The sequence below is a fragment of the Pseudomonas sp. S9 genome, from assembly GCF_000222125.1.
Lineage (GTDB): Bacteria > Pseudomonadota > Gammaproteobacteria > Pseudomonadales > Pseudomonadaceae > Aquipseudomonas > Aquipseudomonas segetis.
The window spans coordinates 286,332-305,335 of record NZ_AFFX01000001.1 but is presented as its reverse complement, the minus strand read 5'-3'; the positions used below and the strand labels follow the sequence as shown (position 1 = coordinate 305,335).

13 protein-coding genes and 1 pseudogene are annotated in these 19,004 nt (G+C 57.5%); 5 read left to right on the top strand and 9 right to left on the bottom strand.

The features are described 5' to 3' along the window. Positions 1-11 precede the first annotated feature (11 nt). From ihfB to mtnA, 9 genes are all read right to left on the bottom strand, one after another. Positions 12-296 carry an integration host factor subunit beta gene (gene ihfB, locus PSES9_RS0101455; protein WP_010483292.1) on the bottom strand — a complete coding sequence of 95 codons (285 nt, stop codon included), beginning with the start codon at positions 294-296 and terminating at the stop codon, positions 12-14. A gap of 474 nt (positions 297-770) precedes the next feature. Further along, entirely contained in the window at positions 771-2,456 is a 1,686-nt protein-coding gene (gene rpsA / locus PSES9_RS0101450; protein ID WP_010483290.1) for a 30S ribosomal protein S1, read from the bottom strand. 147 nt (positions 2,457-2,603) lie between these two features. Next, positions 2,604-3,290: a (d)CMP kinase gene (gene cmk, locus PSES9_RS0101445; RefSeq protein WP_010483287.1), complete on the bottom strand. Its 687-nt coding sequence runs from the start codon at positions 3,288-3,290 to the stop codon at positions 2,604-2,606. After that, positions 3,290-5,494, bottom strand: a complete 2,205-nt coding sequence (locus PSES9_RS0101440; protein ID WP_010483286.1) for a bifunctional prephenate dehydrogenase/3-phosphoshikimate 1-carboxyvinyltransferase — start codon at positions 5,492-5,494, stop codon at positions 3,290-3,292. Before PSES9_RS0101440 ends, cmk begins: the two co-directional genes overlap by 1 nt. Positions 5,495-5,553: 59 nt before the next feature. Beyond that, positions 5,554-6,663 carry a histidinol-phosphate transaminase gene (gene hisC / locus PSES9_RS0101435; RefSeq protein WP_010483284.1) on the bottom strand — a complete coding sequence of 370 codons (1,110 nt, stop codon included), beginning with the start codon at positions 6,661-6,663 and terminating at the stop codon, positions 5,554-5,556. Positions 6,664-7,336: 673 nt separating this feature from the next. Next, the gene (gene pheA, locus PSES9_RS0101425) at positions 7,337-8,443 is read right to left on the bottom strand and encodes a prephenate dehydratase (RefSeq protein WP_010483282.1); all 1,107 of its coding nucleotides are present in this window, start codon (positions 8,441-8,443) and stop codon (positions 7,337-7,339) included. After that, on the bottom strand, positions 8,443-9,528 hold the full coding sequence (gene serC / locus PSES9_RS0101420; protein ID WP_010483281.1) for a 3-phosphoserine/phosphohydroxythreonine transaminase: 1,086 nt from the start codon (positions 9,526-9,528) through the stop codon (positions 8,443-8,445). The genes pheA and serC overlap by 1 nt, the downstream gene beginning before the upstream one ends. Positions 9,529-9,623: 95 nt before the next feature. After that, positions 9,624-12,290, bottom strand: a complete 2,667-nt coding sequence (gyrA, locus tag PSES9_RS0101415; RefSeq protein ID WP_010483280.1) for a DNA gyrase subunit A — start codon at positions 12,288-12,290, stop codon at positions 9,624-9,626. 426 nt (positions 12,291-12,716) lie between these two features. Further along, entirely contained in the window at positions 12,717-13,793 is a 1,077-nt protein-coding gene (gene mtnA / locus PSES9_RS0101410; RefSeq protein ID WP_010483278.1) for an S-methyl-5-thioribose-1-phosphate isomerase, read from the bottom strand. Between the two features lie 224 nt (positions 13,794-14,017). Between mtnA and PSES9_RS0101405 the strand changes: the two genes are divergently transcribed. The 5 genes and pseudogenes from PSES9_RS0101405 to PSES9_RS0101385 all read left to right on the top strand — a co-directional run bounded on the left by PSES9_RS0101405 (position 14,018) and on the right by PSES9_RS0101385 (position 18,929). Then, positions 14,018-15,382 carry a TRZ/ATZ family hydrolase gene (locus tag PSES9_RS0101405; RefSeq protein WP_010483276.1) on the top strand — a complete coding sequence of 455 codons (1,365 nt, stop codon included), beginning with the start codon at positions 14,018-14,020 and terminating at the stop codon, positions 15,380-15,382. A 180-nt stretch (positions 15,383-15,562) separates the two neighbouring features. Beyond that, positions 15,563-16,261 (top strand): bifunctional 2-polyprenyl-6-hydroxyphenol methylase/3-demethylubiquinol 3-O-methyltransferase UbiG, encoded by a 699-nt coding sequence (gene ubiG / locus PSES9_RS0101400; protein ID WP_010483274.1) that lies wholly within the window; start codon positions 15,563-15,565, stop codon positions 16,259-16,261. Next, the gene (mupP, locus tag PSES9_RS0101395; RefSeq protein ID WP_010483272.1) at positions 16,261-16,932 is read left to right on the top strand and encodes an N-acetylmuramic acid 6-phosphate phosphatase MupP; all 672 of its coding nucleotides are present in this window, start codon (positions 16,261-16,263) and stop codon (positions 16,930-16,932) included. The genes ubiG and mupP overlap by 1 nt, the downstream gene beginning before the upstream one ends. 97 nt (positions 16,933-17,029) lie before the next feature. Then, positions 17,030-17,787: pseudogene (locus PSES9_RS22880) on the top strand (YciK family oxidoreductase). 215 nt (positions 17,788-18,002) lie between these two features. Next, positions 18,003-18,929, top strand: a complete 927-nt coding sequence (locus PSES9_RS0101385; RefSeq protein WP_010483268.1) for a GGDEF domain-containing protein — start codon at positions 18,003-18,005, stop codon at positions 18,927-18,929. Positions 18,930-19,004 lie beyond the last annotated feature (75 nt).

Genomic DNA, 19,004 nt, shown 5'->3' with positions numbered 1-19,004 from the left:
CAGGAACAGGACTAGTCGTCCTCGTTCACCCGATCACGCAGCTCTTTGCCTGGCTTGAAGTGCGGGACAAACTTGCCGTCGAGGCTGACGGACTGACCCGTCTTGGGGTTACGGCCCACGCGTGGAGCGCGAAAATGCAGCGAGAAGCTGCCAAAGCCGCGAATCTCAATACGATCGCCCGATGACAAGGCGCTCGACATTTGCTCAAGCATTGTTTTAATTGCCAGCTCGACATCCTTGGATGAGAGCTGGCCTTGATGGGTCACGATCCTTTCGATCAATTCCGACTTGGTCATAATTTTCCCTTCGTTTTCAAGCGGCTAGATCACTCGATAGTTAGGTTTTAGCATGCTACCAAGCTTTTGAACAGCCTCTAGAAACGCTTCCATGCCGTTGATTCCATTCACAACCCCTATTGCAGCATTAAAACAACCCGTTCAGGTATTTGTAAGCTTCATCCCATGGTGAGCAGCATGTGAAGCCTGCCTGCCGGGAATTGGCCTCAGGCTAATGACAGAAGTGATTGTTGCATCAATGGTGGAAGGATGAAGCGTCTTCCACCCTACGGACTGTAGGGTGTGACAATGCGAAGCTTGTCCACCAGAGCGGGCCTCAAGCAAATGACCGAAGTGATTGCTACACCAATGGTGGAAGGGTGAAGCGTCTTCCACCCTACGGACTGTGGGTGTGGCAACGCCAAGCTTACCCAACAAATCGCACGCACAAAAAAGGGAGCCCGAAGGCTCCCTTTTTCTTTGGATTACCCGAACTTAGTTCTGGTTTTCCATTTGTGCGCGGATCAGATCACCAATGGTGGTCGGACCAGCAGGAGCAGCTTCGTCCTGCTTGGTGCGCATTTCCTTGATTGCTTCTTTTTCGTCTTCAACGTCTTTCGACTTGATCGACAAGCTGATTACGCGGCTCTTACGATCAACGCTGATGATCTTGGCCTCAACTTCTTCGCCTTCTTTCAGAACGTTGCGCGCGTCTTCAACGCGGTCACGGCTGATTTCAGAGGCTTTCAGTGTGGCTTCGATGCCTTCAGCCAGGGTGATTACAGCGCCCTTGGCGTCAACTTCTTTAACGGTACCGGTCACGATTGTGCCTTTATCGTTAATGGCAACGTAGTCGGAGAACGGATCTTCTTCCAGTTGCTTGATGCCCAGGGAGATGCGCTCACGCTCTGGATCAACAGACAGGATGACGGTTTCGAGCTCGTCGCCCTTCTTGAAGCGACGTACGGCTTCTTCGCCGACTTCGTTCCAGGAGATGTCTGACAGGTGAACCAGGCCGTCGATGCCGCCGTCCAGACCAATGAAGATACCGAAATCGGTGATCGACTTGATGGTGCCGGAGATCTTGTCGCCCTTGTTGAACTGACCCGAGAAGTCTTCCCATGGGTTAGTTTTGCACTGCTTGATACCCAGGGAGATACGACGACGCTCTTCGTCGATATCGAGAACCATAACTTCCACTTCATCGCCAACCTGAACGACTTTGGATGGGTGGATGTTTTTGTTGGTCCAATCCATTTCGGATACGTGCACCAGGCCTTCCACGCCTTCTTCCAGCTCTGCGAAGCAGCCGTAGTCGGTCAGGTTGGTTACGCGTGCAACAACGCGAGTGCTTTCTGGGTAACGAGCCTTGATAGCAACCCATGGGTCTTCGCCCAGTTGCTTCAGGCCCAGCGATACGCGGTTACGCTCGCGATCGTACTTCAGAACCTTAACGTCGATTTCGTCACCAACGTTGACGATCTCGGAAGGATGCTTGATGCGCTTCCAAGCCATGTCGGTGATGTGCAGCAGGCCGTCGACACCGCCCAGATCCACGAACGCGCCGTAGTCGGTGAGGTTTTTGACGATACCTTTGACTTGCTGGCCTTCCTGCAGAGACTCGAGCAGAGCTTCGCGCTCAGCACTGTTCTCAGCTTCGAGGACGCTACGACGAGAAACAACAACGTTGTTGCGCTTCTGGTCCAGCTTGATGACCTTGAATTCCAGCTCTTTGCCTTCCAGGTGAGTGGTATCACGCACTGGACGAACATCGACCAAAGAACCTGGCAGGAACGCACGGATGCCGTTAACGTCGACAGTGAAGCCGCCTTTAACCTTACCGTTGATAACGCCCGTAACCACTTCTTCAGCGGCGAAAGCTGCTTCCAGAACAATCCAGCACTCAGCGCGCTTGGCTTTTTCGCGGGACAGCTTGGTTTCACCGAAGCCATCTTCAACCGCGTCCAGCGCAACGTGGACTTCGTCACCGACCTTGATGGTCAGCTCGCCTTGTTCATTGAAGAACTGCTCGAGCGGGATGACGCCCTCTGACTTAAGACCGGCATGAACAGTGACCCAGTCACCGTCGATGTCGACTACGATACCGGTAATGATGGCGCCCGGTTGCATGTCGAGGGTTTTTAGGCTTTCTTCAAAAAGTTCCGCGAAGCTTTCGCTCATGTTGATTCCTGTTGATTCAGGGCAGTTAATCTGCCCAAACCACACTCCAGACAATGTGGGTACGTTCATATAAAAAGAGGCTTGCAAGACTGGGACTGGTCTCTTGCATGCCTCCCTGGCGAACTATCGGCTCATGCCGCAGCTCTATTAACCAGCCAGATCGCGAATGGCGACCTCGCTGAGAATTCGTTCAAACACCTGCTCGATGGAAAGCTCGGTTGAATCCAGCTGGATTGCATCGGCTGCCGGCTTGAGCGGGGCTACCGTGCGCTGGGTATCGCGCTCATCACGCTCGCGAATCTCATCAAGTAGACTCGCAAGATTAACATCATCGCCTTTCGCCTTCAACTGCAAGTAACGTCTGCGCGCGCGCTCTTCAGCACTGGCGGTCAGAAACACCTTCAAGGGCGCATCCGGAAACACCACGGTGCCCATGTCACGACCGTCCGCAACCAGGCCCGGCATCTCCTGAAACGCCCGCTGGCGCTGCAACAGGGCTTCGCGCACGGCTGGCAAGGCTGCGACTTGTGATGCCCCGGCGCCGACTTGCTCGTTACGGATGGCATCCGTTACTTCTTCACCCTCAAGGATGATGCGCTGCCCCTTGCCGTCGGGGTTGGCGATAAATTGCACATCAAGATGCGCAGCCAACATGGTCACTGACGCTTCGTTGGTGATATCAACCCCGTGATTACGTGCTGAAAATGCCAACAAACGATAGAGGGCGCCTGAATCCAGCAGACCCCAACCTAGTTTTTGCGCCACCAAACAGGCAATCGTGCCCTTCCCTGAACCGCTTGGCCCGTCGATTGCGATTACTGGCGCAGCATTCATCACTTGTCCTCCTCGCCAACCTGCATCCCAACCTGCGCGGCCAGCGCCAGGAAGTTGGGAAATGAAGTGGCGACGTTTGCGCAGTCATGGATACGGATTGGCGCACCGGCGCGTAGCGAGGCCACACTAAAGGCCATGGCAATACGGTGATCGCCGTGGGCATGCACTTCACCGCCGCCCATCGCACCGCCTTCAATGATGATGCCGTCCGGTGTTGGCTCGGCGCTGACGCCCAACTCGATCAGGCCGTCAGCCATCACTTGAATACGATCGGATTCTTTTACCCGCAGCTCTTCAGCCCCGCGCAACACGGTACGGCCTTCGGCACAGGCGGCTGCGACGAACAATACCGGGAATTCATCAATCGCCAGCGGCACCAGGTCCTCTGGAATATTGATGCCCTTGAGTTTAGCTGAACGTACGCGGATATCTGCGACCGGCTCGCCACCGACCTCGCGCTCATTCTCAAGGCTGATATCGGCCCCCATCAACCTGAGGATATCGATCACGCCGGTGCGGGTCGGATTGACGCCAACATGTTCCAACAGCAGGTCAGAGCCTTCTGCAATGCTGGCGGCAACCAGGAAAAATGCGGCGGAAGATATATCCGCTGGCACTTCAATATGGGTGCCCTTCAAGGTATGGCCCGACTCCACGGTCGCCGAGCTGCCCTCAACCGTCACCGGGTAGCCAAAGCCACGCAACATGCGCTCGGTATGGTCACGCGTCGGCGCCGGCTCGATAACAGTGGTCGAACCCGCAGCATAGAGGCCCGCAAGCAACAGGCAGGATTTAACCTGGGCGCTGGCCATTGGCATTTCATAGGTCATGCCGCCCAAGCGACCACCTGCACGCACGGTCAATGGCGGACGCCCTTCGGCAGCCGTCTCGATAATGGCGCCCATGGCGCGCAAAGGCTTGGCCACTCGGTTCATCGGGCGCTTGTTCAGCGAGGCATCGCCAGTCAGCGTGACGTCGAACGGCTGCGCCGCCAACAAGCCACTGAGCAAACGCATGGATGTACCCGAGTTACCGACATAGATCGGGCCAGGCGGCGCCTTGAGACCGCGCAGGCCGACGCCATGAATGGTCACGCGACCATGGTGCGGGCCTTCGATCACAACACCCATGTCGCGAAATGCCTGCAATGTCGCGAGCGCATCTTCGCCTTCGAGGAAACCTTCTACTTCAGTAATGCCTTCGGCAATCGAACCGAGCATGATCGAGCGATGGGAAATGGATTTATCGCCCGGTACGCGAATCTTGCCAGTGACCTTGCCACCAGGATTAGCCAGGAAAATCAGATCATTCGTATGCATAGCGTCCACATAAGCCCTGCGGGCTAGAATTTTGCTGAAGTGTTCGCGGGCAACGCGGGCGCGGGTGAAGACGCCCAGCAGTTTATGCCCATCCCCTGCATCGACCGCGGCACGAAGTGCGTCGAGATCGCTGCGAAATACGTCCAGGTTCTGCAATACAGCTTCGCGATTGGCCAGAAAGATATCGTGCCACATCACCGGGTCGCTGCCTGCGATACGGGTAAAGTCGCGAAAACCGCCGGCAGCGTAACGGAAAATCTCCAGGTTCTCACTGCGTTTAGCCAGTGAATCGACCAAACCAAACGCCAGCAAATGCGGTAAATGGCTGGTGGCGGCCAACACCTGATCATGATGCTCGACCTGCATGTGCTCGACATCGGCACCAAGCTGTCGCCACAACTGGTCGACCAGCTGCAGGGCTTGCGGATCAGTGCCGTCCTGCGGCGTCAATATCACCTTATGCTGGCGAAACAGCTCCGCATTGGCAGCCTCGACACCGCTCTGCTCCGAACCCGCAATCGGATGCCCCGGCACAAAACGAGCAGGCATGCCACCAAAGGCCAGGCTCGCCGCGCGCACCACATTGCCTTTGGCGCTGCCCACATCGGTCAGCACAGCATTACCCAGGTCAAGCGCGGCCAGCTCAGCCAGCACCCGCTCCATGGCCAGAATCGGCACTGCTAGCTGGATCACGTCTGCGCCTTGGCAGGCAAGCGCCAATTGCTTCTCGCAACGATCCACCACGCCGAGGGCGACAGCCGTTTCCCGTGATTGCGGATCAAGGTCAACCCCGACCACCTCACGACAAACGCCACGCTCACGCAAACCCTTGGCAAAGGAGCCCCCAATCAAGCCCAACCCCACCACCACCAGGCGGCCGATCATAGGGGCAGAGGATTGCGCAGAAGTTACAGGCGACTCAGTTGCAGCAGATTTAACCTCGCTCACGCGCCAAGTACCTTACGCAATGCAGCGAGGAAGCGGCTGTTCTCTTCGGGCAGGCCAATGGATACGCGCAGATAGGTTGGCATGCCGTAGTTGGCCGTTGGCCGCACGATAACGCCTTCGCTGAGCAACGCCTGGTTGATTGGCCCAGCATCACGCGCCAGATCGACCGCGATAAAATTGCCTTTCGAGGGGATCCAGTTCAGGCCAAGCTCACGAAAACCCGCCTCAAGCTGGGCCATGCCGTCATCATTGACCTTGCGGCTTTGCGCCAGGTATTCAAGGTCATCAAGCGCAGCGCACGCTGCTGCCTGGGCCAGGCTATTGACGTTGAAGGGCTGACGGACGCGATTCAATATATCGGCCACTTGCGCGCTACTGATGCCATAACCGACGCGCAGCGCCGCCAGGCCGTAAGCCTTGGAAAAGGTGCGCGACACCAACAAATTCGGGTACTGGTCCAGGTAATCAAGGCCATCCGGCAGTTCACTGCCATGGGCATATTCGATATAGGCCTCGTCCAGCACCACCAACACGGACTCGGGCACCTTGGCCAAAAACTCAGCCAAGGCTTGCGGACCAAACCAAGTACCCGTCGGGTTGTTCGGGTTGGCAATGAACACGACACGGGTCTGCTCATTGATGGCCTCGGCCATGGCTTGCAGGTCGTGGCCAAAGTCCCTGGCCGGGACAATATTGCACTGCGCGCCGACTGCCTGCGTAGCGATTGGGTAAACCGCAAAGGCATGCTCGCTGAATACCGCATTAAGCCCAGGCGCCAGGTAAGCGCGGGCAACCAGCTCAAGAATGTCGTTGGAACCATTGCCCAGGGTCACTTGCTGGGCCTGGACACCGCAGCGCTGTGCCAGCAGGCTTTTCAGCGAAAAACCATTGCCGTCCGGGTAACGGGTCAACTCCGACAGCTCGGCGCGAATAGCCTCCAACGCCTTAGGGCTGGGGCCAAGCGGGTTCTCGTTGCTGGCCAGCTTGACGATATTGGCCGGATCAAGCCCCAGCTCACGCGCCAACTCATCAACCGGCTTGCCTGGTACATAGGGCGACAGTTTTTGCACGCCTGGCTGCGCCAGCGCGAGGAAATCACAACTCATTGCTTGCCTCGTTAAATCCGCAAAACTCGTTTGTTGAATATTCGGTGCCACAGATGCCGAATGCAAAAATACCAACCCTGGGGTGGGCAACACGAAGCTTGTCCACCCTAAAATCAAGCCGCTCTTCGGTGGATGGAAAAACGCCATCCACCCTACCTAACATCAAACCCTGGCGAACCGTAGGGTGCGACAACGCGAAGCTTGTCCCCCCTAAAACAAAGCCGCTCTTCGGTGGATGGAAAAACGCCATCCACCCTACCTAACATCAAACCCTGGCGAACCGTAGGGTGCGACAAGGCAAAGCTTGTCCACCCTAAAATCACCCCGCCCGTCGGTGGATGAAAAAGCGCCATCCACCCTACCCACCATCAAACCCTGCGAGCCGTAGGGTGCGACAACGCGAAGCTTGTCCACCCTAAAATCACCCCGCCCGTCGGTGGATGGAAAAGCGCCATGCACCCTACCCAACATCAAACCCTGGCGAACCGTAGGGTGCGACAACGCGAAGCTTGTCCACCCTAAAATCACCCCGCCCGTCGGTGGATGGAAAAGCCCCATCCACCCTACCCACCATCAAACCCTGCGAGGCGTAGGGTGCGACAATGCGAAGCTTGTCCACCATCACCGCACGCAGCGCCCTGGGGGGATGGAAAGCGCCATCCCCCAGGGAATATCAGAGAACGGCTTTGGGGTATGAGCCCAGCACCTTGAGCGCCACGGCTTCCTGATTGATCTTCTCCAGCACATCCTTGATCAGCGGATCGCGGTGATGACCAACAAAATCGATAAAGAACACATAGGTCCATTTACCGCTGCGCGAAGGCCGCGTTTCGATGCGCGTCAGGTCAATGCCGTTCTGATGGAAAGGCACCAGCAACTCATGCAATGCACCCGGCTTGTTGCTCATGGAGATAATGACCGAGGTCTTGTCATCCCCTGTCGGCGGCACTTCCTGGCTGCCGATAATCAGGAAGCGCGTCGAGTTGTCCGGACGGTCTTCGATTTTCTCAGCCAGTTTGGTCAAGCCATAGAGGCTTGCCGCCATGTCGCCGGCGATCGCCGCCGAGTTCCACTCACTCTTGACCCGCTTGGCAGCGTCGGCATTGCTTGAAACGGCGATACGCTCGACATTCGGGAAATGGGCATCCAACCATTTGCGGCACTGGGCCAGGGATTGCGCATGGGAATAGATACGAGTGATCTTATCGGTCTTGGTCGATTCACCCACCAGCAGGTGATGGTGGATACGCAGCTCAACCTCGCCACAGATCACCATGTCGTGCTCGAGGAAACTGTCCAAGGTGTGGTTAATCGCGCCTTCAGTCGAGTTTTCGACCGGCACCACGCCAAAGTTCACCGCCCCGGCAGCCACTTCACGGAATACTTCGTCGATAGCAGCCATCGGCACGCTGATCACCGCGTGGCCGAAATGTTTCATTGCCGCCGCTTGCGAGAAAGTCCCTTCCGGGCCGAGGTAGGCCACTTTCAGCGGGTTCTCGAGCGCCAGGCACGAGGACATGATCTCACGGAACAGACGGGCCATTTCTTCGTTGCCCAGTGGCCCGGCATTGCGGTCCATGATGCGCTTGAGGACTTGCGCCTCACGCTCCGGGCGATAAAAAACCGGCTTCTCGCCTTCCGGCAATGCGGCCATCTTGACCCGCGCGACTTCTTCGGCGCAGCGGGCGCGATCACTGATCAGCTCAAGGATTTTCTCGTCCAGACTGTCAATGCGCAGGCGCAGTGCCTTTAATTCTTGCTCGGAAATTTGATCCGACATTAACCGTGCTCCTTCTCGAACTCAGCCATGTAGGCAACCAATGCCTGCACCGCATCCAGACCAACTGCGTTATAGATGGAAGCACGCATGCCGCCAACCGAACGGTGGCCCTTGAGATTCAACAAACCGCGCGCATCAGCGCCGGCCAAAAATGGCTTGTCCAGACGATCGTCAGCCAGGCGGAACGGCACGTTCATCCACGAACGCGAATTAGGCGTGATCGGGTTACTGTACAGTTCGCTGCTATCAATGGCGCTGTAGAGCAGGTCCTTCTTGGCGCGATTGCGTGCTTCCATCGCACTCACACCGCCCTGCTCCTTCAGCCACTCGAAAACCAGCCCCGACAGATACCAGGAAAAGGTCGCCGGGGTGTTGTACATCGAGCCATTGTCGGCTGCGACCTTGTAATTGAGCATGGTTGGGCAGGCACTGCGTGCGCGCCCCAGCAGGTCCTCACGCACAATCACCACCACCAGGCCGCTGGGGCCGATGTTTTTCTGCGCGCCAGCGTAGATCAGGCCGAACTTGGAGACATCCAGCTCACGGGAGAGAATATCCGAAGACATATCAGCCACCAGCGGCACGTCACCTACTTGTGGAATCCAGTCGAACTGCAAGCCACCGATGGTTTCGTTGCTGGCGTAATGCACATAGGCGGCATTTTTCGAAAGCTGCCACTCGTTCTGCCCCGGAATCGCAAAGTAGTCATAGGGCTTGGCACTGGCGGCAACATTGATGTTGCCGTAGCGCTTGGCTTCCTCGATGCTCTTCTTCGACCAGATGCCGGTATCGATATAGTCGGCCACACCGTCTTCGGGCAGCAGGTTCAGGGCGATCTCGGCAAACTGCTGGCTGGCACCGCCCTGCAAAAACAGGACTTTATAATTCGAGGGAATGGACAACAGGTCACGCAGGTCCTGCTCGGCCTTCTCGGCGATTGCAGTGTATTCATCGCTGCGATGGCTCATTTCCATCACTGACAGGCCCTTGCCTTGCCAGTCGAGGAGTTCAGCCTGGGCACGTTGCAGAACAGCTTCGGGAAGCGCGGCTGGGCCGGCGCAGAAGTTAAAGGCTCGCTTGCTCACATCCACTCTCTCAAAAAATGGACGCTGGCCCTAAGCCAGCGCCTGATCAAACGCCACAGACAACAAAGCCTGCCGAAGCAGGCTTGTTGAGTGGATTACTCTGTATCTACGGGATTTTCATCCGCAGCTGGAGCTTGAGGTTCAGCGCCCTCTTCAAGCGCCTGCTCCTGCTCAGCTTCAAGCTCTTCATGCACGATCAGCTCGCCATTTTCATCGTATTCTTCTTCAACGGAAGGTTCTTGAACACGTTGCAGGCCGACAAGCTTCTCGTCCTTGGCCAGGCGAATCAGGGTCACGCCCTGGGTATTACGACCCAGGCTTGAAACCTCACCGACGCGCGTACGCACCAGTGTGCCCTGGTCGGAAATCAGCATGATCTCCTCACCATCGAGCACCTGAACCGCGCCAACCAATTTACCGTTACGCTCGTTGCTGACCATGGCAATCACGCCCTGGCCACCACGCTTGTACTCCGGGAACTCACCGATTTCGGTACGCTTGCCATAGCCGCGTTCCGAGGCGGTCAGGATCTGGCTGCCCTCTTCCGGAATCAGCATCGAGATCAACTTCTGGCCTTCAGCCAGACGCATACCGCGAACACCGCGAGCGGTACGGCCCATGGCGCGGACATCGCTTTCTTTAAAGCGTGTCACCTTGCCACCATCGGAGAACAGCATTACTTCACGGCTGCCGTCGGTAATGGAGGCGGAGATCAGGGTATCGCCTTCATCCAGGTCAAGGGCAATCAAGCCCACGCTGCGCTGACGGCTGAACTGCTCAAGCGGGGTCTTCTTCACGGTACCGCCAGCGGTCGCCATGAAGATAAAGTGACCTTCGGTGTATTCGTTGACCGGCAACATGGTGGTGATGTACTCACCCTCATCCAGCGGCAACAGGTTGACCAGCGGACGACCGCGCGCAGCACGGGAGGCTTCCGGGATTTCATAGGTTTTCAGCCAGTAGACCTTGCCACGGCTGGAGAACAGCAGCAGCGTGGTGTGGCTGTTGGCAACCAGCAGGTGAGAAATGTAGTCCTCATCCTTGACCCCGGTCGCCGACTTGCCTTTGCCGCCACGACGTTGTGCCTGATACGCAGCCAGCGGCTGGGACTTGGCATAACCGGTGTGGGAAATAGTCACCACGCGATCTTCTTCAGTGATCAGGTCAGCCAGGGTCAGGTCGAGACGGTTATCGAGGATCTCAGTGCGACGAGCATCGCCGAACTCAGCCTTGATGCCTTCAAGTTCCTCGGTGATCACTTCCATCAAGCGCTCGGCGCTGGTGAGGATGCGGATCAACTCGCCGATCTGAGCCAGGATTTCCTGGTATTCAGCCAGCAGTTTTTCGTGTTCGAGACCGGTCAGGCGGTGCAAACGCAGGTCAAGAATGGCCTGGGCCTGCTCAGGCGAGAGGTAATACTTGCCATCACGCAGCCCGTATTGCGGGTCCAGGTTGTCCGGACGGCACGAGTCAGCGCCTGCGCGCTCGACCATACTTTGTACGGCGCTGGATTCCCAGGCTTTTGCAATCAGGGCTTCCTTGGCTTCAGCCGAGGTTGGCGAGGCCTTGATCAGGGCGATAACCGGGTCGATGTTCGACAGGGCAACCGCCTGGCCTTCAAGAATGTGGCCACGCTCACGGGCCTTGCGCAGCTCGAACACGGTGCGACGGGTAACCACTTCGCGACGGTGCAGGATAAAGACTTCGAGCATGTCCTTGAGGTTAAGGACCTTAGGCTGGCCATCGATCAATGCAACAACGTTGATGCCGAACACGCCCTGCATCTGGGTTTGCGCGTAGAGGTTGTTGAGGATCACCTCCGGCACTTCACCACGGCGCAGCTCGATCACAATGCGCATGCCGTCCTTGTCGGACTCGTCACGCAGCTCGGTAATGCCTTCGAGTTTCTTCTCCTTGACCAACTCGGCGATCTTCTCGATCAAGCGAGCCTTGTTCAGTTGGTAAGGCAGTTCGGTAACGACGATCTGCTGGCGACCGCCAACCTTGTCGATATCCTCGATCTCGGCGCGGGCACGCATGTAAATGCGTCCACGACCGGTGCGGTAGGCTTCGATGATGCCGGCACGACCGTTGATGATGCCGGCCGTTGGGAAATCCGGGCCCGGAATGTGTTGCATCAGTTCATCGATGCTCAGCTCCGGGTTTTCGATCAGCGCCAGGCAGCCGTTGATAACCTCGGTCAGGTTATGCGGCGGGATGTTGGTCGCCATGCCCACGGCAATACCGCTGGAGCCGTTGATCAAAAGGTTTGGAACCTTGGTCGGCATGACCGCCGGGATAATTTCAGTGCCGTCGTAGTTAGGCACCCAATCCACGGTTTCCTTATGCAGGTCAGCCAGCAGCTCATGGGCCAGCTTGGTCATGCGCACTTCGGTGTATCGCATGGCTGCAGCGTTATCGCCGTCGACCGAACCGAAGTTGCCCTGGCCGTCTACCAACAGGTAGCGCAAAGAGAATGGCTGAGCCATACGGACGATGGTGTCGTAGACCGCTGTATCACCGTGTGGGTGATATTTACCGATCACGTCACCAACGACACGAGCCGACTTCTTGTACGCCTTGTTCCAGTCATTACCCAGCTCGCTCATCGCGTAGAGCACGCGACGGTGCACGGGCTTCAAGCCATCGCGCGCATCCGGCAGTGCACGACCGACAATTACGCTCATCGCGTAATCAAGGTAGGACTGCTTAAGTTCGTCTTCGATATTGACCGGGAGGATTTCTTTGGCCAGTTCGCCCATGAGTAGCCTGGTTCCTTTTTCTGGTGAAACTCCGCGCCATCCATGCTGAACGAGGCGAAGCCTGTCGCTGTAACATCAAGTCAGCATCGACTCACGACAAATCAATAAGTTATGCCATGTGTATATGCGATTCGGATAACCGCAAGCAGTTGCCCTGATAACTGCCGGAGGTTACCACAAACAGCGCTTTACACCTACCCTAAACCGACCAGCAAAAACGGCCAAATAGCCCTGTGACGCACTGAGAGGCCGCACAAGCCGATTTATTCCTTTGCAGCCTCCACCGCAGGCAATGCATAAATGCCATTAGAACGGCATCAAATCGCGCATGGTGATGTCCACGAATATGCTTGACCAAGGCCACGCATATGAAGAATGCAAAACGCGGCCTGCGCACAGAGGCTGGCAATATGTTCCTTGGGCGTATTAATGCAGGCGCTTGCGACACATCAACTGGGTCATCTTGGCCAAATCCGGGCGCTCGACCACACCTTTTTCGGTGACGATAAAATCGATCAGGTCCGCTGGCGTCACATCGAACACCGGATTGACCGCATCAACGCCCGCCGCCATGCGCTTGCCAGCCACTTCAAGCAACTCGCTGCCGTCACGCTCCTCAATCGGGATGTCTTCGCCGCTTTCCAGATCCATATCGATAGTCGAACTGGGCGCGACGACCATAAAGCGCACGCCATGATGCATGGCATTGACGGCCAGTTGGTATGTGCCGATTTTATTGGCGACATCACCATTGGCGGTGATGCGATCCGCCCCCACGATAACCCAGGTGATGCCACGGGTTTTCATCAGGTGGGCCGCCGCCGAGTCCGCATTGAGGCTCACCGGGATGCCTTCGTTGGCAAGCTCCCAGGCAGTCAGCCGCGAGCCTTGCAGCCACGGACGCGTTTCGTCGGCATAGACCCGCTCGACCAGGCCGTCGAGGTACGCCGCGCGAATCACGCCCAAAGCAGTGCCAAAGCCGCCTGTTGCCAGCGCGCCGGTATTGCAATGGGTCAGCAGGTTTTGCAGATTGCCCTGGTGCTTGCGGATCAAGTCGACCCCGAGTTGGGCCATGGTCAGATTGGCTTCACGGTCGCTCTCATGGATGCCCAGCGCCTCGGTCTCCAACACCGCCAGCACATCATCCTGCGGCTTGAGACGCGCCAGCCGGTCACGCATGCGGTTCAAAGCCCAGAACAGGTTCACCGCAGTAGGTCGCGAATCGGCCAACACCTGGAAATCAGATTCAAGCGCCGCACGCCAGTCGCCGCCTTCCTGGATGCGCTGCCGAGCACCCAGCACCACGCCGTAGGCCGCACTGATGCCAATGGCGGGCGCACCACGCACCACCATCAACTTGATTGCCGAGGCAACCTCTGCGGCACTTTCATAAGCAAGCCATAGCTCTTCAAAAGGCAGTACGCGCTGATCTAGCAGATAAAGACGACCATCACGCCACTCGATAGCCTTGACCTTTTCTGCTGCTAACAACTGCTCGCGCATCAACTCACCCTCGTGAAGCAAAGCCGCCGATTATACGCCCATGCGTGGCCATAGTTGCAGCAAAACCCTTAAATCATTCATCAGGACCAGATTTGCACGATTTACTGCGACGCTCCTGGCTGTGACGCCTTGCTATTTACATAAGCCTTTTGCCTTGTACGCACTGCCTTTTTCAGCCGTTCACTATAGAATTGCAGGCCAATTGCCCTGCGGACGCCTTATCAATGCCCGATTCCCCACTCGACCTCATCCTGCTCCCCACCTGGCTGGTGCCTGTTGAACCGGCTGGCGTCGTGCTGCGTGACCACGGGCTGGGCATCCGCGATGGCAAAATCGTAATCATCGCCCCACGCCAGACCATTCTTAAACATAGCGCCCTGCAGATTCGCGAGCTCCCGGAGCATGTCATTACTCCCGGCCTGGTCAACGCCCACGGCCACGCGGCAATGACCCTGTTTCGCGGGCTTGCAGATGACATGCCGCTGATGACCTGGCTGGAACAGCATATCTGGCCTGCCGAAGCCAAGTGGGTCAGCGAAGCCTTTATCCAGGACGGCACAGAGCTGGCGATTGCCGAACAGCTCAAAGGCGGCATTACCTGCTTCTCGGACATGTATTTCTTCCCGGAAATTGCCAGCCAGCAGGTACACAGCAGCGGCATTCGCGGACATATCACCATTCCGGTACTCGATTTTCCGATTCCCGGCGCCCGCGACGCAGCCGAAGCCCTGCACAAGGGCCTGGAGCTATTCAGCGACCTCAAGCATCACCCGCGGATCAAAATCGCTTTCGGCCCCCATGCGCCCTACACCGTCAGCGATGACAAGCTGAGCAACATCAATGTACTGGCCGAGGAACTCGAGGCAGGCATTCACATGCATGTCCACGAAACCGCCTTTGAAGTCCAGCAAAGCCTGGAGCTTTATGGTGAGCGCCCCCTGGCCCGCCTTGCACGCCTTGGCCTGCTGGGGCCGCGCTTCCAGGCCGTGCATATGACCCAGGTTAATGACGAAGACCTGGAATTGCTGGTTGCCAGCAACACCAGCGTCATCCATTGCCCGGAGTCGAACCTCAAGCTGGCGAGCGGTTTCTGCCCAGTCGAAAAACTCTGGAATGCCGGCGTCAACGTGGCCATTGGCACCGACGGCGCTGCAAGCAATAACGACCTTGATCTCCTGGGCGAAACGCGCACCGCCGCGCTACTGGCCAAAGCAGTCGCGGGCTCGGCCACAGCCCTGGATGCACACAGGGCACTGCGCATGGCAACCCTCAATGGAGCACGCGCCCTTGGCCTCGAAGCCGAGATCGGCTCGCTTGAGGTCGACAAGGCAGCGGATATATGCGCCTTCAACCTCTCCGGGCTGGCCCAACACCCCCCCCCCCCCCCCCCACCCCCCCCCGCCCCCCCCCCCCAGCCAGTGTACGACCCGGTATCGCAACTGATCTACGCCAGCAGCCGCAACTGCGTTGAGCATGTCTGGGTTGGCGGCAAGCAGTTGCTGGAGAACGCCAAGCTAACGCGCATGGATGAAGCGCACATTGTTGCCAAGACCCGGGCCTGGGGCGAAAAAATTGCTGCAAAAGCCTGACAAGCCCTTGAAAGCCAGCGCCAGGCGCAACCCGCGCTGCATTGAAAAGCGGCTGCACCAATAAGCCCGTCGCTGCGACAAACTGACATACACTGGCCTGCTGACAAGCAACCACTAACAGGCCTGGAAGTGGCACCATAATGCAGGCCACCAAATTGCAGATTTAACCAGGAACAGCTAATGAGCAACGTCGACCCAGCTGAAATCGCCAAGTTTGAAGCCCTCGCCCACCGCTGGTGGGACCGTGAGAGCGAGTTCAAGCCCCTGCACGAAATCAATCCACTGCGCGTCAACTGGATTGACGAACGCGTCGGCCTGGCCGGCAAGAAAGTTCTGGACGTTGGCTGTGGCGGCGGCATCCTCAGCGAGTCCATGGCCCAGCGTGGCGCGACCGTTACCGGTATCGACATGGGCGAAGCGCCACTGGCCGTTGCCCAGTTGCACCAGCTCGAATCAGGCGTCTCGGTTGAATACCGGCAGATCACCGCTGAAGCCCTTGCCGAAGAAATGCCCGAGCAATTCGATGTCGTGACCTGCCTGGAAATGCTGGAGCACGTGCCTGATCCTGCGTCGATCATTCGCGCCTGCCATCGAATGGTAAAGCCGGGCGGCCAGGTATTTTTCTCGACCATCAACCGCAATCCCAAGGCCTACATGTTTGCCGTGATTGGCGCCGAATACCTGCTGCGCCTGTTGCCCCGTGGCACCCACGACTTCAAGAAATTCATCCGTCCGTCCGAGCTGGGCAGTTGGAGCCGCGCAGCGGGCCTGGAAGTCAAGGACATTATCGGCCTGACCTACAACCCACTGACCAAGCACTACAAGCTGGCGGCGGACGTAGATGTCAACTACATGATCCAGACGTTCAAGGAGCAATGATGCGACTGCGTGCAGTACTTTTCGACATGGATGGCACCCTGCTCGACAGTGCCCCGGACTTTATTGCGATCTGCCAGGCCATGCGCGTCGAGCGCGGCCTTGAGCCCATTGCCGAGAAACTGATCCGCGACCAGGTTTCCGGGGGTGCCCGCGCCATGGTTTCGGTCACCTTCGGCATGGACCCGCAAGATGAAGGGTTCGAGCCCCTGCGCCTGGAGTTCCTCGATCGCTACCAGCGCCACTGCGCCGTACTGACCCGACCTTTCGACGGCATCAATGAATTGCTCGACGACATTGAGCACGCCAAGCTGATCTGGGGCGTAGTGACCAACAAGCCGCTGCGCTTTGCCGAACCGATCATGCAGCAACTGGGCCTGGCCAAGCGCTCGGCCATTCTTATCTGCCCGGACCATGTCAAAAACAGCAAGCCCGACCCGGAACCGATGATCCTGGCCTGCAAAACCCTGGGCCTGGACCCAGCCTCTGTGCTGTTTGTCGGTGACGACCTGCGTGATATCGAGTCAGGCCGCGCCGCCGGGACCAAGACCGCCGCTGTAACCTACGGCTATATTCACCCCCAGGACAACCCGCGCAACTGGGGTGCCGACGTAGTGGTCGATCATCCATTGCAACTGCGCTCGGTGCTGGACAACGCACTGTGCAGTTGCTGAATACCCGACTGACCTGCGCCCTGGCGCGCAGGTTTGCGTAACCATTGAATCCGGCGACGACGCAGCCGCGACGCCGCCAAACAAGCGAGACCGAGTCATGTTCGATTACACCGCCCGCCCCGACCTTCTCAAAGACCGCGTTATCCTTGTGACCGCGTTATCCTTGTCACCGGTGCAGGCGGGGGTATTGGCGCAGCAGCAGCCAAGACCTTTGCCGCACATGGCGCGACGGTATTACTGCTGGGCAAGACTGAAAGCAACCTGAGCAAGGTCTATGATGAAATCGAAGCAGCCGGCCACCCGCAAGCTGCGGTAATTCCATTCAACCTCGAAACCGCCCTGCCACATCAGTACGATGAGCTGGCAGCAATGATTGAAAGCGAATTTGGCAAAGTTGACGGCCTGCTGCACAACGCTTCGATCATCGGCCCGCGCACTCCGGTCGAGCAGCTGTCTGGCGAAAACTTCATGCGTGTAATGCAAGTCAACGTCAACGCCATGTTCATGCTGACCAGCACCTTGCTGCCCCTGCTCAAGCTTTCAAGCGACGCCTCGGTGGTGTTCACCTCAAGCAGCGTTGGCCGCAAGGGCCGTGCCTACTGGGGCGCCTACGGCGTATCGAAATTTGCCACCGAAGGTTTTATGCAAACCCTGGCGGATGAACTGGAGAATGTTGCTCCGGTCCGTGCCAACAGCATCAACCCCGGTGCAACCCGTACCGACATGCGTGCCCAGGCCTATCCGGGTGAAAACCCGGACAACAACCCAGTACCAGCCGACATCATGCCGGTCTACCTGTACCTGATGGGCCCGGACAGCACTGGCGTCAGCGGCCAGGCATTTGACGCGCAGTAACGCTCGATAGTGGCAAAACAATGCCAGTTTATTGGCAGCCGACCGGCAAAGGTTTGCCGGTCTTTTGTCATCAGCATCAGCCGCTCCTTTGGCTTTAGCCACCCAACCGCCATAAGTGATTGAGTTCACAGTTTTTTTCATGAAAATGAAACGGCTGGCACGAAAATCGCTCTAACCGACCATTGCCGCATTTTAGCGCCAGAGGTTTAGCGTTCATGGCCCCCCCAAACTCCAGCAACACAATTGATTTCGATGCGGCCAAGCTGCAGCGTCTCGGCTATTCGAGCAAGCGAAAGCAATCACTGCAGCCCCTTACCCTTGCCCAACTGCGCCAGCACCTGAATTTGCAACTGCAAACCAGCCTTGATGCAGAACGCACACTGAACCTGTTTTTCAGCGAAGTTCAGCGCCTGGTTGCACTGGACGGCTTGTCTTACCAGCACAATATCAGCGATCTGAACCTGGAGTTCGGCCAGGCTGCAGGCAATGCAGCCAGCTACCGCCTGAGCCACGAAGGCGAATACCTTGGCGAGTTGATATTCCGGCGCAAACTGCGCTTTAGCGAAGAAGAACTTCATCAGTTGGAGGCTTTGCTTGGCAGCCTGCTCTATCCGCTGCGCAATGCCTTGCTGTATCGCACAGCCATCCAGAATGCATTACGCGACCCGCTGACCAATACCGGAAACCGTATTGCGATGGAGCAAATGCTGCATCGTGAAGTGGATATGGCGCGACGCAATCTTCAGCCCTTGTCGCTGCTGATGCTCGACCTTGACCACTTCAAGCAGATCAACGACAACCATGGGCACGGTGTTGGCGATGAAGTCCTAAAGGCCGTGGCGACCACCATCAAGGCGCAACTGCGCAATGTGGATATGATTTTCCGCTACGGCGGCGAAGAGTTCCTGATATTGCTGTCAGGAACCGGGCGTGACGCCTCGGCAATGGTCGGCGAGCGCCTGCGGCATTCGGTCGAGCAACTGCAGTACATCAACCAAGGCCAGCCACTTGCACTGTCGATCAGTCTTGGCGGTGCCAGCCTGTTGCCAGGCGAGTCCGATGAAAGCCTGCTGCGCCGTGCCGACAATGCGCTCTATATCTCCAAGCGCGATGGCCGCAATCGCTTGAGCATGGCCGGATAATCCCGCCCCTCGCAATTGAGAACCCATAGAAAGCAAAAAGGGTCGCACAAGGCGACCCTTTTCTATTTGCGCTTG